Origin of the sequence: Brevibacterium sp. K72, from assembly GCF_050562175.1 — a bacterium.
Classification (GTDB): Bacteria; Actinomycetota; Actinomycetes; order Actinomycetales; family Brevibacteriaceae; genus Brevibacterium; species Brevibacterium casei.
On the sequence record NZ_CP191582.1, the window covers coordinates 846,558 to 859,669 of the forward strand.

Sequence of the window (13,112 nt, forward strand, 5' to 3'; positions counted from 1 at the left end):
GACGACCCCCTCAGCTCTGGCGGTGGGCGTCGAGCATCTGCGCGACCCGGATGTAGCCGAGGTGGGAGTACGCCTGCGGGTGGTTGCCCAGATGCATCTCCGCGACGGGGTCGTACTCCTCGGGCAGCAGCCCCGTGGGTCCGAGGAGATTGTCGAGCTGGCGGAACAGATCCCACGCGTCGTCGATGCGCCCGACCTTGATGAACGCCTCGATGAGCCACGTCGTGCAGATGTGGAACCCGCCCTCGAGTCCCGGCAGACCGTCCTCGTAGCGGTAGCGGAAGACCGTCGGGCCCACCCGCAGCTCCCGTTCGATGGCGTCGACGGTCGCGATGAACCGCGGGTCGTCGGGTTCGAGCAGACCGCTGAGCCCGACGAACAGGCACGCGGAGTCGAGATCGGTCTCACCGTAGGCGACGGTGAACGCACCGATCTCCTCGTTGTAGCCGTGCGTGAGGATGTCGCTCTTGATCTCCTCCCGCAGCTGGCGCCACGCGCCGGGGGGCTGCCTGTCGAAGCGCTCGGCGATCCGCAGCGCCCGATCGACGGTGACCCAGCACATCACCCGCGTGTAGACGTTGTGCTTCGGCGGCCGCCTGGCCTCCCAGATGCCGTGGTCGGCTTCGAACCACCGCTTGCTCACTGCTTCGACCATCTGGGTCGTCAGCTTCCAGTACGCCTCCGGCAGCTCGCCGAGGTGCTCGGTGAGTTCGTCGAGGAGCTCGGTGATCGGTCCGAAGACGTCGAGCTGGACCTGATGCTCGGCGGCGTTGCCCACCCGTACCGGCCGGGAGCCGGCGTACCCGGGCAGGTGCGCGAGCACCGCCTCGGTGGTCAGCGCGGATCCGTCGACGGCGTAGAGCGGGTGGAGCTGTTCCGGGGCGACGGTGTGGTCGAGGATCCCGGTCAGCCAGGAGAGGAAGCCCTCCGCCTCGGCGGGGGAGCCGAGCGCGAGCAGGGCACGGGCCGTCATCGACCCGTCGCGCAGCCACGTGTAGCGGTAGTCCCAGTTCCTCACACCGCCGATGCCTTCGGGCAGGGAGGTCGTCGGGGCGGCGAGGATGCCGCCGGTGGGTTCGTGGCAGAGCGCGCGCAGGGTGATCGCCGAACGGATGACCTCTTCCCGGTGGTGGCTCGGGATCGACAGCGTCGACGTCCAGTTCGTCCAGAACCGCAGCGCCTGATCGCGCACCCGCTCCTCACCGCCCTCGGCGATGTAGCGGGCATCGCCGGTGCCGCTGCCGCATGCGAGGACGAGGACGACGGTTCCGCCGGGGAACTCCGAGGGCACCACCGTCGCCTCGGCAGTCTGGGACTGTCCGGACTCGACGATGTCGAAGTCGACACCGGGGGCGATGAGCATGATCGGCTCGGCGGTGCCGAGCACCCGGACGCCGTCACGAACCGGGGCGAGTCGAGTGGGCACGGTCGCATAGTCGAGGCGCGGGGCGAAGCGGATGCGGGCGGGGGCGTCGCCGGTGAGGACGCGGACGACGATGGTGTCGTCGCTGGCCCCGTCGACGGGAGCGAGGTAGTCGATGCAGCTCAGGCCCGGCCACCGGGTCTCGAGCAGGGTCGAATGCGTGAGGTAGCGCTGGGTGAGCGGGGCGACGCCGGAGGCGGCGTCGACGGCGAAGTAGCCGGCAGCAGCGGTGCCGAGGATCTCGGAGAACATCGAGGCCGAATGCGGCAGCGGGTGCGGCATCCAGCAGATGCTTCCGTGCGGGTCGACGAGCGCCGTCGACTGTCCGTTGCCGAGCAGGCTGTGGCGGTCGATGGGGGTGGCCTCACGGCCGAAGAGCCAGGACTTGCGCAGTTCGTAGATCGCGGCGAGGACGACCGAGACCGCATTCGGGTCGGGGAGGCGGAAGTCCGCATGCGTCTCGTCGTCACCGACCTTGATCCCGAGATCGAGGTCGCCGAGCGTCTCCATCGCACCCTCGTCGGAGCGGTCGTCGCCGATGAAGACGACGACGTCGGCGCCGGTGCGCGCCCGCAGGTTCGCGAGTGCCTCGGCCTTCGAGGAGGGCACCACGGAGAGGTCGACGACCTGCTTGCCGCGGGTCGGGAAGATCGCGTGGTCCTCGACGAGGGCGGCGATCCCGTCCTCGACCCGCCGCCGGGTGACCTCGTCGAGCCCGCGCAGGTGGACGGCCGCTCCCGCGGTCTTGTGCTCGATCACCTCGGGGGGCAGAGCGTCGACGAGGTCACGGCGGAACGCCTCGAGCGTCGTCCGCTGGCTCGGGTCGAGCGCGCGGTGGACGTCGACGTCGGTCTCCCCGCCATGGGAGCCGAAGAGGTGGACCTCCCGCGGCAGCCGCGACATCGCCGCGAGGTCGCGCAGGCTGCGCCCGGAGATCACCCCCGCCGAGGTGGACGGCAGCAGGGCGAGCGCGCGCAGGGAGTCGACCGAGCTCTCGAGCGGATACGCCTCGGCGGGGTTGTCGACGATCGGGGCGATCGTCCCGTCGTAGTCGGTGGCGATGAGCAGCGACGGCGAACGCGAGACCTCGAAGAGGCGCCGGAAGAGGGCGTCGGGCAGTGCGCGGCTGGCTTCCGCGAGATCGCCGAGGAGGCCCGACGAGGAGACGGACGCGGAGATCGGAGTCAGCGGGGACACATCGTTGTAATCGTGTTCGACGGTGCTCATCTCACCTCGGGTATCGGTCGGAGGTCGGGTGGCGGTCGGTGGTGCCGGCTGGTGGCTCGCTCACACGTCGTCGGCGGCGGTCTCGCCGGACGTCTCGGCCTTCTCGCCGGACTCCTCGGTCCGGCGGGCCTGTCTGACTCTGCTCATGCGCGAGTACCCGCCGATGATGAAGATCACGCCGGCGATGAGCGCCGCGGCACCGGTGAAGCCGACGATGTCGAGCGCGGCAAGCGTGTCCCCGGCGAGCAGGATGATGCCGAGGAGGATGTGGACGGCGGCGGAGATGAGGAAGTCGGTGGCCATCGGGTGGTGGACGAGCTTGCGGTAGTTCCACAGCTCGATGAGTCCGTGGAGGATCGCCCAGATGCTCAGGGCCGCGCGCAGCTCGGCGGGGGTGTCGGCGATGGCGAGGAAGACGATGGCCGGGACCGTGACGATGGCCTGGCCGAAGACGGCGGTGCGCACCGACAGGGGCGAGCCCAGCGCCTGGTAGACGAGGACGAGGGCGAGCAGACCGAGGTAGACCATGCAGAGCAGATCGACGATGTCGACGCCGAGGGACAGCTGCATCGGATTCTCGGCCTCACGCGGCCAGAACACCGTGGCGAAGCCGAAGAGGACCCCGAGGATGCCCCGGACGATCATCGGCGCGCCCATCACTCCCGCGTCGTTGAGGTTCGTCTCCGCCGACAGCGTGGGTTCGGTGCGCGATTCTTCAGTACTCATCACTGCACCAGTCTAGGACCGACCTCCGGCCGAGTCCCAGTCAACTATAGTTCTCATCTTTACGTAATTACGTAATTCGCGTATGGTCGAGGCATGAGCGAGGGATCGGACAGGACAGGCGACGCCGCCGCATCGGGCAGTGCGGCGGCCGGGGTTTCCCTCGAAGACCGCCTCGCCCGGCTCGAGGACCGGGTCGCCGAACTCGAGACCTCCGCCGGTTCTGCCTCGACGAGCGATACCGCCCCGACGAGCGATACCGCCAACGTGGGCGCTCCCGCCCCGGCCCGCTTCCCCGCCGATGACGACACGTTCTGGGCGCTCGAGGGCCTCGTCGAGCGTCTCGGGCCCACCGGCGGGGTCGTCTACACCGGCCACGTCACCCCGCCCGGGACCGCCTCCCCCGTGTCGTGGCAGATGGGGCTGACCGCCGAGGCGTTCACCGACATCGACTTCGCCGAGGCGGCCCCGGCGCTCACCGCGTTCAGCCACCCCGTACGCCTCGCCCTCCTCCAGGCCGTCTACGAGGGGACGACGACCGTCGCCGAACTCAGCGCCGACGACCGCTTCGGCACGACGGGTCAGATCTATCACCATCTCAAGGCGCTCGCCTCGGCGGGCTGGCTCGAGAACATCCCGCGCGGACACTGGCGCGTTCCCGCGCAGAAGGTCGTTCCCTTACTCACCCTCATCCTCATCGGCACCCACTGACCCGAGGACGACCGTCACCCCATCCGAGGAGCACTCACCCATCCGAGGAGAACCGACATGACCGCACACATCGCCACCGGACCTCACTCATCGACCGGGCGACCACCTCGGCGTCGGATCCTTCCCGTCGTCATCGCCGCCGCGGTCGCCCTCGGCCTCCTCCTCATCACCCCGTTCCCGCGCGGCTTCCAGGGCGAGGCGACCGGGGATCCGGCCCTCATGGATGCCGCCGCCGAGGCGCTCGGGAGCCGGCATTGGAACCACCTCGCCGTCGTCAGGGTCGACGGCGACACCGTCACCGAGGCCGGGACCGGCGCGGACGGCGGAACCCAGTTCGAGATCGGGTCGATCACGAAGACGTTCACGGCCGCCCTCTTCGCCGATGCGATCGAGCGGGGCGAGGTGGAGGAGTCGACCCGCCTCGGCGAGGTCTGGCCCGAACTGCAGGGGAACGTCGCCGAGGTGACGCTCGGATCGATTGCGACGCAGCGCTCGGGGCTGCCCCGGCAGGAGCCGGCAGGGAGTGTCGGGGACGGTTTCGCGACGGTCCTCGCAGGCTATCTCCACACCGATCCCTACCGCGGCGACGTCACCGACCTCGTCCGCGCGCTCGACAAGGTCGACGTCAGCGACACGGAGCCTGAGTACTCGAACTTCGGGTTCGCCGTCCTCGGGCAGGCGCTCGCCGAGGTGGCGGGACGAAGCTACGCCGACCTCATCCGGGAGCGGATCACGCAGCCACTGGGGATGGACGACACGTTCGTGCCCTCCTCGGCGAAGGGGCTCTCCCACGGTCAGACGTCGTCGGGACTGCCGGCGGCACCATGGACGCTCGGGGCCTCGGCCCCGGCGGGAGCGATCCGGTCGACGCCGCGGGACATGGCGATCTGGCTGCGGGCGACGATGGCCGGCACCGCACCGGGGGCCGCCGCGAGCGAACCCCGCGAGGACTTCGACGAGACCGATCGGATCGGCTGGGCGTGGATGACGACGACGAACCGCACCCCGAACATCACGTGGCACAACGGCGGGACCGGCGGATATCGGTCGTTCCTCGGCTTCGACCGCGGGTCGGGGACCGGGATCATCGTGCTCAGCGACTCCGCGAACTCCGTCGACAAGGCGATCGACCTCATCTCGGAGAAGGCTGCCGGACGGGCCGCCGAGCGGCCCGCGCCGGGAAGCGGGACCGCCGAGGGGAAGGGACAGAGCTGATGACACCGACCCTCGTCGCCGAGCTGACCGCGGCGTTCGTCCTCGCCTTCGGCGCATGGACCGCGGTGAGCGCGACCCGTCGCCCCCAGTCGCGCGTGCTGCTGCTCGCCGGGCTCGCCGGGGCGCTCGCGATCATCCTCCTCGTCCGCCTCATCGGCCCCTTCGGCGGCTGGGGAGACTGGTTCGTCTGGGTGTGGTGCGCGGCCCTGGCCGTCTTCGCCTGGGCCGGATACCGTGCGGCGGCGGCGTGGCCGGGACTGCCGTGGCGCGCGTCGGGACCCGGGGTGCCGCGCGGAGACGGCGTCCGCCTCGGCCTCGCTGCGGCGATCCTCCTCGCGGTCACCGGCGCCCTCGTCGTCCCGGGGATGCTCCTCGGGTAGCGCTCACGCGGTCACTCACCCATGATGCTCACACAGCCGCTCATCCACGAAGCTCATACAGCCGTTCACCCACCACGCTCACCGAGTCAATGGAGACAGAACCCGCGAGGCGACCGCCCAGCGGACCGAGTTGAGGAGAGAAGATGTCGAACAGAGAACCGTTCCGTATGGACGCCCGCGTCTGGACCATCGCCGTCATCGGCATGGTCATCGGAGGCGCTGTGGGCCTGCTCATCTGGGGCCTGCTCCAGATGGTCCCCTTCGCGGTGATCGGCTTCGCCCTCGGGCTGGCGATCGCCTGGATGCTGCCCCGCTCGACCGGGTCCGGTGAGGGAGTGCCCGAGTCGGACGGCGGTGGGCAGCCCGAGGCAGATGGCGGTGGGCCCGGGTCGGACGGCAGGCCGACGAAGCCCGGTGACGATCCGCGCTGACAGTAGGCATCCCCGTTTCGGGGAAGTCCCCCACCATCCTGCGGAGGCCTTTCACCTCCCCGAGGACGTGAGGCCTACTTCCCGGAGATCGTGAGATCGCCGCCGGACTCGGAGACCTCGTACTTCGGCAGCGGCTCGGTGGCCGGGCCGGCGAGGACCTCACCGGTCGTCGTCGAGAACTGGGACGAGTGGCACGGGCACGTGATCTTGTCCTCGGTCACCGTGCGCACCTGGCAGCCCTGGTGCGTGCACACGGAGGAGAAGGCGTAGAACTCGCCCTCCTTCGGCTGGGTGACGACGTAGGTCTCGTCGATGACCGTGCCCGATCCGACGGGAACGTCACCCGCCGGGATCGTCGCCCCGCCGGCGGTGGATTCGGAGGAGCCGTTGCCCGACTCCGCTGATCCGGAGCCCGCATCGTCGGTGCCGCACGCTGAGATGAGACCGACGGTGCCGACGGCTCCCGCCGAGGTGATGATCGTGCGCCTGGTCGCTTCCACTGTGCTCTCCTCGTCTCGGTTCACGGGTGCCCGTCCAGCTTAACGCGGCACCTCACCAGCACCTGTGCGATCGTGTCAGCCCCCTCGACTAGGCTGGTCGGCATGACCGCCGCAGCCACCGCCTCCGCCCTCGACGTCCTCCACGATGTCTTCGGCTACGAGGAGTTCCGCGGACAGCAGGCGGGGATCGTCGACCGCCTCGTCTCCGGCGGGGACGCCGTCGTCCTCATGCCCACCGGCGGCGGCAAGTCGCTGTGCTATCAGATCCCCAGCCTCGTGCGCGAGGGCACCGGCGTCGTCATCTCCCCGCTCATCGCGCTCATGGCCGACCAGGTCGCAGCATTGGAGAACCTCGGCGTCCGCGCCGCCTACCTCAACTCGACCCTTGACTTCGACGAGGCCCAGGACGTCGAGCGCCGCCTCCTCGACGGCGAGCTCGACCTCCTCTACCTCGCCCCCGAACGCCTCGTGCTGCCGCGGACGATGCAGCTGCTCGAGCGTGCGCACGTCTCGCTCTTCGCCATCGACGAGGCGCACTGCGTCTCCCAGTGGGGTCATGACTTCCGCAGCGACTACCTCGGCCTCGGGGTGCTCGCCGAACGGTTCCCCGCCGTTCCTCGCATCGCGCTGACCGCGACGGCGACCCCGGCCACGCACGCCGAGCTCACTGAGCGCCTCCACCTTGAGAACGCCGAGCACTTCGTCGCGAGCTTCGACCGGCCGAACATCACCTACCGCATCGAGCCGAAGTCCTCGGCCCGGTCGCAGCTGCTCAACTTCATCACCACCGAACACCCCGGCGACTCCGGGATCGTCTACTGCCTCTCTCGGCGAGGTGTCGAACAGGTCGCCGAGGCGCTCGCAGCCCGCGGGATCCCCGCCCTTCCGTACCACGCGGGTCTTCCCGCCGAGGTGCGCGCTGATCACCAGGCCCGCTTCCTCCGCGAGGACGGCCTCGTCATGGTTGCGACGATCGCCTTCGGCATGGGCATCGACAAACCCGATGTCCGCTTCGTCGCCCACCTCGACCTGCCCCGCAGCGTCGAGGGTTACTATCAGGAGACCGGGCGTGCCGGCCGCGACGGGCTGCCCGCCGACGCGTGGATGGTCTACGGCCTCGGCGATGTCGTCTCCCAGCGCCGTCTCATCGAATCCGGGGAGGGCGACCAGGCCCACAAGCGCCGGGCGATGTCCCACCTCGACGCGATGCTCGCCCTCTGCGAGACCGTCGACTGCCGTCGCGTCCAGCTCCTGCGCTACTTCGACGAGGAGTCGACCCCGTGCGGCAACTGCGACACGTGCCTCACCCCACCGGCGACCTGGGATGCGACCGTGGCCGTGCAGAAGCTGCTCTCGACCGTCATCCGCCTCGACCGCGAACGCGGCCAGCGCTTCGGCTCCGGACAGGTCATCGACGTCCTCCGGGGCAACGACAACGACCGCTCGCGCGCCTCGAACCACGACCAGCTCAGCGTGTGGGGCGTCGGCGCCGACATGAGCGAAGGCGAGTGGAAGGCCGTCATCCGCCAGAGCCTCGCCCGCGGTCTCCTCGAATCCCACGGCGACTACGGCGTCCTCGTCCTCGGCCCGGCCGCCGATCCCGTGCTCCGCGGTGAGGCCGAGGTCTCGATGCGCATCGACCCCGTCAAGCGCTCCGGCGGTTCCCGCTCAGGGGCGAAGCGCCGAGGCGGCGACGTCACGCTCGACGCCGCCGACTCCGCACTGTTCGAGGCCCTGCGCGCATGGCGAGCCGAGCAGGCCAAGGAGCAGTCGGTGCCCGCCTACGTCGTCTTCCCCGACGCGACGATCTACGGCATCGTCGAGGCGAAGCCGCGGACCGTCGCCGAGCTCGGCCAGGTCAGCGGCGTCGGACTGAAGAAGCTCGACCGCTACGGACCGGCCGTGCTCGAGGTCATCGCCGCCCACCTCGGCTGACGCGCCGCCTAGCCTTCGGTCTCGGTGAAGGCCTCCGGTCCCGCCTCGGCGGCGGCTGGGTCCATCCACATGAACTCGATGATGTTCCCGTCGGGATCGGTCATGCTGATCGCGTACATGAACCCGTGATCCTGCGGTGGGCGGTTATCGCCTCCCCCGGATTCGAGGACCGCTGTGCGCATCGCGTCGACGTCCTCGCGGGAGGGACGGCTGAGCGCCGTCATCGCCTGCGCGCTCGCATGCGGGTCGATGATCGGCTTGTCGGTGAAGGACTGGAGGTAGTCCTTCGTGAGGATCATGAAGAAGATCGAGTCCTCCCACTTCACGCAGGCGGCGTTCGCGTCGGTGAACTCGGGGACGATCGTTGCTCCAAGCGCGGAGTAGAACGCCTTCGAGCGTTCGAGGTCGAGGGTGGGGAGGTTGACGGCGATGTCAAGGCGTCGAAGCAACATGGGGCTCGCCGGCGAGCCCCATGTTGCTTCGACGCCTTGACATCGCCTGCTCCTTCGCAGGACAGTTTCGCATTCAAAAGGATTCTACTTCAACATGGAGAATCATTATCAACGCAACGACAAACCGCTGCGTCCCTGAGGTAAAAATTTCCAAAGCCTAGAACTTCCAAGTTAGGCCCATTTCAAGTACGCATGCGCAACAAGTAAATTATCAGTACTCCAAACTCCAATCTCCATTGCGATTCCAACAGAAACCAACGCCGGCAGCCTTGAATGATAAACTGGCATCACGACAATTAAATCATCCGGCTGACTCAATCAAAGATCAAGACAACATATTATTGAGTAACCCACTAAGAGCACTAGAGCGAGAACGACGTGCCCCTAAATCAGATGAATTCCGCACTCCAGACGTGTACTGTGCGATTGCCGACTCCACGCGATCATTCTCCACGCCAGCGAGAACGCCCAACTTTTTTAGGTCCGCCGCAGTTGCCGATTCGTCGCCGCCGTTCTTTTTATAATGAGAAACCGAACGCTGGAATAGATCAAAGAAATCACGGATGCTCGACGGGTCCGAAGTTAAATCGTTGAGTCCTTCGCGAAACTCCCAGGTAACATGCAATAGTGTAAACATGTCCACAATATTCGACCACCGAGTACGCCCTTCCCACTTGATGAGAATTGTTAGATCGTCGAGAAGCTTCACAAAACTCATCGCGTCATCTGCGTAATCTTCGAAGTCGACAGACATCGTGTCATATCTTTCATCCAGCTCGGCCTTTTTGTTCGAGAGCCCGAACACGCAGCTTCCGAACGCTTCCGCAAAGAACTCTAGATCGCCACCCCTTTGACGTCGTTGCGGGCTAAATATACCCGACACCGTGCTAATTTTGTGATAAGAGCAATCTTTCAGGAATTCCAGGAATGGACCAGGCATAATCGCGTTCCTCAACTCCTGCTCAGTCAAAACCATGTTGACACGATTAACCCGAGCGAACACGGAACGAACAAACTCGTCGGTAATATTGGACAAACGGCGAATCGGAAATCGATACTCGAAGAAGTCTTGGCGCACCTCGGGAGGAAGATCCTTGAAGAAGAGGCCCTCGTATTGTCCAATCAGGCCTTCATCTTCCAACCCCTGAAGCGGATACTCGTTATTAACAAACTGCAGGAGTGCGGTCAGTCGTTGCTGCCCGTCGACGACTGAGGCACGCACGTCCCCGTCTGCGCTGGTTTCATATGCTAGATATATTTCCGGAATCGGATATCCAAGAAGTATCGTTTCCATTAACGAAACTTTGGCATGCTCGGGCCACACAAGCTTTCGCTGATAATCTGGCCTCAACTCCAGTTCGCCATCGTTCTGTAGTTTACGAAATTCAGCGACCGTCTTGGATTCAATTTCAAACTTCAAAGTGGCATCTGACATCAAGTTAAGACTCCATCTCCGACGGCTCGCGCCTCAGCTGCCTTAACGCTTTTCAATTGATAAGCGCGCAGTGATTTATGATTTCGGTAGATTCTATAATTTATATCTAGTGAAGTAAATTCACTGCCCAGCGAGGCTATCAAATCCTCTCGAGCCTTAGACCAGGCCTGACCGAAGGAGAGGTGCGGCAAGACAATATCTAAGCCGATGCACTCCTCGAAGACCAGTTTTCTCAACCGCCCCTTCATGCCATGAAAATTTCCTTCCTCAAATAGTCGGCGCAACTCCGTCCAAGATTGCTCGAAAATGTCCGAATTGATTATGGCGACATCCAAGTCGGATTCTGAATCAAACTTTTTAAAGTTTTTACCTGGATTTAGAGAGTACCCTAATCGCGCGCTCCCAACTAGTTGCACTTCGGCCGGATCCACCCCTAGACGGTCTCCGACCAAATGTCGCCACGTTACGTACTCGAGATCCTTCGTCCAAACCGACGGAACGCCATCCATGAGGCGAGCAGTAACAAAATATTCGACATTGCGGTCTAGAGTTTCGAAGTCAAACGAGAACTGCTTCAATCCCTCGCTCACTAGCTCCTCATCTCGATTTCTGGCGATGTTCGATCTGATTATTACGTCTACAGTATCATGCGCGAATCAGGTTATGTCGTTGAACCCGACTTGAATAGTTTGGCAGAACGTTGTTTGCGAGCCTGCACCCTCCGGTTGACCTTCACACATATACGTCGCCTTCCATTTGAGACCGAGCGAATCAGTCACGGGTCATCAGCCGCGGTGGTGGCCGAAGACGAGGCTCGTCTGCGTGTGGGCGATCGCCTGGTCGGCGAGGTGCTCGTCGATGAAGGAATGGAGGCCGAGCGGATGGGTCGTGGCGATGTGGACGAGGAGGTCGCGCTCTCCCGAGACCTGGAAGACCTCGAGCGTCTCGGGCACCGCGAGCAGCCGGTCGATGACCGCGGCCATCGAGGCGCGGCCCACCGGTGTCGTGCGCACGGAGATCATGCCGAAGACGTGGAGGCCGAGCGCCTCGAAGTCGATGTCGGCGTGGAAGCCCCTGATCACCCCGCGCCGCCGCAGTGCACTCACCCGCCCCGAGCACGTCGACGGGGCGATGCCGACACGGGCGGCGAGCTCCCGGTTCGAGATCCGGGCATCGGCACTGAGCTCACGGAGGATCGCGAGGTCCACCTCGGCGAGGGGATCAGACTCCGGTGTGCGATGATCGGCGATCAGACCCGAACGATTGCTCATTTCCTCGCTCCTTTTCCGTGAATCGTTCACTTCGACTCCGATCCTGCCGCAATTTCGGCACGATGGGAACATGACCGAACTCACCGTTCTCGACCGGGCCGCCTGTCAGCGCCGCGACGCCGACGATCCTCTGCGCGGATTCCGCGACGACTTCATCATCCCTACGGACACGATCTACCTCGACGGGAACTCGCTCGGTGCCCGCCCCAAGGGTGCGGCCGAACGCGCGGCCGCGGTCATCGAGGACGAATGGGGCGAGGGCCTCATCCGCTCGTGGAACACCGCCGGCTGGTTCGAGCTGCCGGCTGCGCTCGGTGAGAAGGTCTCCGGTCTCGTCGGCGGCGGCGACGGGAGCACCGTCGTCACGGACACGACGTCGATCAACCTCTTCAAGGCCGCCTCGGCGGCGCTGCGGATCCAGGCCGAGGACCGGCCCGAGCGCCGCGTCATCCTCACCCAGCGGGAGAACTTCCCCTCCGACATCTACATGCTCCAGGGCCTGGCCGAGCAGCTCGACGACGGGTACGAGGTCCGTCTCGTCGACGACGCCGAGGTGACCGCGGGCTTCCCGACGACGATGACCGACGAGGTGGCCCTCGTCGTCCTCACCCACGTCAACTACCGCACCGGCCGTCTCTTCGACATGCGCTCGACGACCGAGGCGATCCACGCCGGCGGGGCGCTGGCGATCTGGGACCTCTGCCATTCCGCGGGCGCCCTGCCCATCGACCTCGCCGGAGACGGTGCGGACATGGCGGTCGGCTGCACGTACAAGTTCCTCAACGGCGGGCCGGGATCCCCGGCCTTCATCTGGGTGGCCGAGGAGCATCGGAACCGCTTCGCGCAGCCGCTGTCGGGCTGGTGGTCCCATGCGAAGCCGTTCGAGATGAGCCCCGGCTACGCTCCCGCCGACGGCATCCGCCGCTTCCTCACCGGCACGCAGGGCATCGTCTCGATGTCCGTCGCCGAGGTGGGGCTCGACGTCGCGGCGCGCGCGGACATGGGTGCGGTGCGGGCGAAGTCGCTCGAACTCAGCGACCTCTTCATCGAGCTCGTCGAGACGCGCCTGTCCCACCACCCGGTCGAGATCGTCACCCCGCGCGAGCACGAGCACCGGGGCTCACAGGTCTCGATCGCCCACGAGGAGGGGTTCGCGATCATGAGCGCCCTCATCGCCCGCGGCATCATCGGCGACTACCGGGAGCCCTCGATCCTGCGCTTCGGCCTCACCCCGCTCTACCTCGGCTTCGCCGACGTCTGGGACACCGTCGAGGCGCTGCGCGACATCCTCGACAACCGCCTCTGGGACACCCCGGAGTTCAAGGTCCGCGGCGCCGTCACGTAGGCCGCGAGCAACCCTCGGGGGCGCGAGCGTCGAATCTCGGCAAACCTCCGCACGCTGAGCAACC

The 13,112-nt window shown here is 66.0% G+C and carries 13 protein-coding genes; 6 read left to right on the plus strand and 7 right to left on the minus strand.

Annotated features, from left to right (window positions below):
* Positions 1-10: 10 nt before the first annotated feature.
* Both otsB and ACQ1RG_RS03740 read right to left on the minus strand, forming a co-directional pair.
* Entirely contained in the window at positions 11-2,650 is a 2,640-nt protein-coding gene (otsB, locus tag ACQ1RG_RS03735; RefSeq protein ID WP_430600528.1) for a trehalose-phosphatase, read from the minus strand.
* Between the two features lie 60 nt (positions 2,651-2,710).
* On the minus strand, positions 2,711-3,376 hold the full coding sequence (locus ACQ1RG_RS03740) for an HdeD family acid-resistance protein (RefSeq protein ID WP_430600529.1): 666 nt from the start codon (positions 3,374-3,376) through the stop codon (positions 2,711-2,713).
* 93 nt (positions 3,377-3,469) lie between these two features.
* Here ACQ1RG_RS03740 and ACQ1RG_RS03745 point away from each other — a divergent pair, with 93 nt between their 5' ends.
* The 4 genes from ACQ1RG_RS03745 to ACQ1RG_RS03760 all read left to right on the plus strand — a co-directional run bounded on the left by ACQ1RG_RS03745 (position 3,470) and on the right by ACQ1RG_RS03760 (position 6,110).
* Complete coding sequence (locus ACQ1RG_RS03745; protein WP_430600531.1) at positions 3,470-4,084, plus strand: ArsR/SmtB family transcription factor; 615 nt, start codon at positions 3,470-3,472, stop codon at positions 4,082-4,084.
* A gap of 57 nt (positions 4,085-4,141) precedes the next feature.
* Positions 4,142-5,299: a serine hydrolase domain-containing protein gene (locus tag ACQ1RG_RS03750; RefSeq protein WP_430600533.1), complete on the plus strand. Its 1,158-nt coding sequence runs from the start codon at positions 4,142-4,144 to the stop codon at positions 5,297-5,299.
* Positions 5,299-5,679, plus strand: a complete 381-nt coding sequence (locus tag ACQ1RG_RS03755) for a hypothetical protein (protein WP_119297153.1) — start codon at positions 5,299-5,301, stop codon at positions 5,677-5,679. The genes ACQ1RG_RS03750 and ACQ1RG_RS03755 overlap by 1 nt, the downstream gene beginning before the upstream one ends.
* Before the next feature lie 143 nt (positions 5,680-5,822).
* Positions 5,823-6,110, plus strand: coding sequence for a hypothetical protein (locus ACQ1RG_RS03760; RefSeq protein WP_430600536.1), 288 nt, complete (start codon positions 5,823-5,825; stop codon positions 6,108-6,110).
* A gap of 74 nt (positions 6,111-6,184) precedes the next feature.
* On the opposite strand, the gene ACQ1RG_RS03765 is transcribed toward ACQ1RG_RS03760, so the two are convergent.
* Positions 6,185-6,610 carry a Rieske (2Fe-2S) protein gene (locus tag ACQ1RG_RS03765; RefSeq protein ID WP_430600538.1) on the minus strand — a complete coding sequence of 142 codons (426 nt, stop codon included), beginning with the start codon at positions 6,608-6,610 and terminating at the stop codon, positions 6,185-6,187.
* 102 nt (positions 6,611-6,712) lie between these two features.
* Here ACQ1RG_RS03765 and recQ point away from each other — a divergent pair, with 102 nt between their 5' ends.
* Positions 6,713-8,545: a DNA helicase RecQ gene (recQ, locus tag ACQ1RG_RS03770; protein ID WP_430600539.1), complete on the plus strand. Its 1,833-nt coding sequence runs from the start codon at positions 6,713-6,715 to the stop codon at positions 8,543-8,545.
* A gap of 8 nt (positions 8,546-8,553) precedes the next feature.
* Here recQ and ACQ1RG_RS03775 read toward each other — a convergent pair whose 3' ends face one another.
* The 4 genes from ACQ1RG_RS03775 to ACQ1RG_RS03790 all read right to left on the minus strand — a co-directional run bounded on the left by ACQ1RG_RS03775 (position 8,554) and on the right by ACQ1RG_RS03790 (position 11,703).
* The gene (locus ACQ1RG_RS03775; RefSeq protein ID WP_430600541.1) at positions 8,554-8,997 is read right to left on the minus strand and encodes a VOC family protein; all 444 of its coding nucleotides are present in this window, start codon (positions 8,995-8,997) and stop codon (positions 8,554-8,556) included.
* 325 nt (positions 8,998-9,322) lie between these two features.
* The gene (locus ACQ1RG_RS03780; protein ID WP_430600543.1) at positions 9,323-10,432 is read right to left on the minus strand and encodes a DUF262 domain-containing protein; all 1,110 of its coding nucleotides are present in this window, start codon (positions 10,430-10,432) and stop codon (positions 9,323-9,325) included.
* Complete coding sequence (locus ACQ1RG_RS03785; RefSeq protein WP_430600545.1) at positions 10,432-11,022, minus strand: hypothetical protein; 591 nt, start codon at positions 11,020-11,022, stop codon at positions 10,432-10,434. The genes ACQ1RG_RS03780 and ACQ1RG_RS03785 overlap by 1 nt, the downstream gene beginning before the upstream one ends.
* Positions 11,023-11,217: 195 nt before the next feature.
* Positions 11,218-11,703, minus strand: a complete 486-nt coding sequence (locus ACQ1RG_RS03790) for an Lrp/AsnC family transcriptional regulator (protein ID WP_430600547.1) — start codon at positions 11,701-11,703, stop codon at positions 11,218-11,220.
* 70 nt (positions 11,704-11,773) lie between these two features.
* Here ACQ1RG_RS03790 and kynU point away from each other — a divergent pair, with 70 nt between their 5' ends.
* Positions 11,774-13,048, plus strand: coding sequence for a kynureninase (gene kynU, locus ACQ1RG_RS03795; RefSeq protein ID WP_101623381.1), 1,275 nt, complete (start codon positions 11,774-11,776; stop codon positions 13,046-13,048).
* Positions 13,049-13,112: the final 64 nt, after the last annotated feature.

Coding starts and splice junctions, on each gene's coding strand:
- otsB (WP_430600528.1), bottom strand. CDS start 2,650: ATGAGCACCGTCGAACACGATTACAACGATGTGTCCCCGCTGACTCCG.
- ACQ1RG_RS03740 (WP_430600529.1), bottom strand. CDS start 3,376: ATGAGTACTGAAGAATCGCGCACCGAACCCACGCTGTCGGCGGAGACG.
- ACQ1RG_RS03745 (WP_430600531.1), top strand. CDS start 3,470: ATGAGCGAGGGATCGGACAGGACAGGCGACGCCGCCGCATCGGGCAGT.
- ACQ1RG_RS03750 (WP_430600533.1), top strand. CDS start 4,142: ATGACCGCACACATCGCCACCGGACCTCACTCATCGACCGGGCGACCA.
- ACQ1RG_RS03755 (WP_119297153.1), top strand. CDS start 5,299: ATGACACCGACCCTCGTCGCCGAGCTGACCGCGGCGTTCGTCCTCGCC.
- ACQ1RG_RS03760 (WP_430600536.1), top strand. CDS start 5,823: ATGTCGAACAGAGAACCGTTCCGTATGGACGCCCGCGTCTGGACCATC.
- recQ (WP_430600539.1), top strand. CDS start 6,713: ATGACCGCCGCAGCCACCGCCTCCGCCCTCGACGTCCTCCACGATGTC.
- ACQ1RG_RS03775 (WP_430600541.1), bottom strand. CDS start 8,997: ATGTTGCTTCGACGCCTTGACATCGCCGTCAACCTCCCCACCCTCGAC.
- ACQ1RG_RS03780 (WP_430600543.1), bottom strand. CDS start 10,432: ATGTCAGATGCCACTTTGAAGTTTGAAATTGAATCCAAGACGGTCGCT.
- ACQ1RG_RS03790 (WP_430600547.1), bottom strand. CDS start 11,703: ATGAGCAATCGTTCGGGTCTGATCGCCGATCATCGCACACCGGAGTCT.
- kynU (WP_101623381.1), top strand. CDS start 11,774: ATGACCGAACTCACCGTTCTCGACCGGGCCGCCTGTCAGCGCCGCGAC.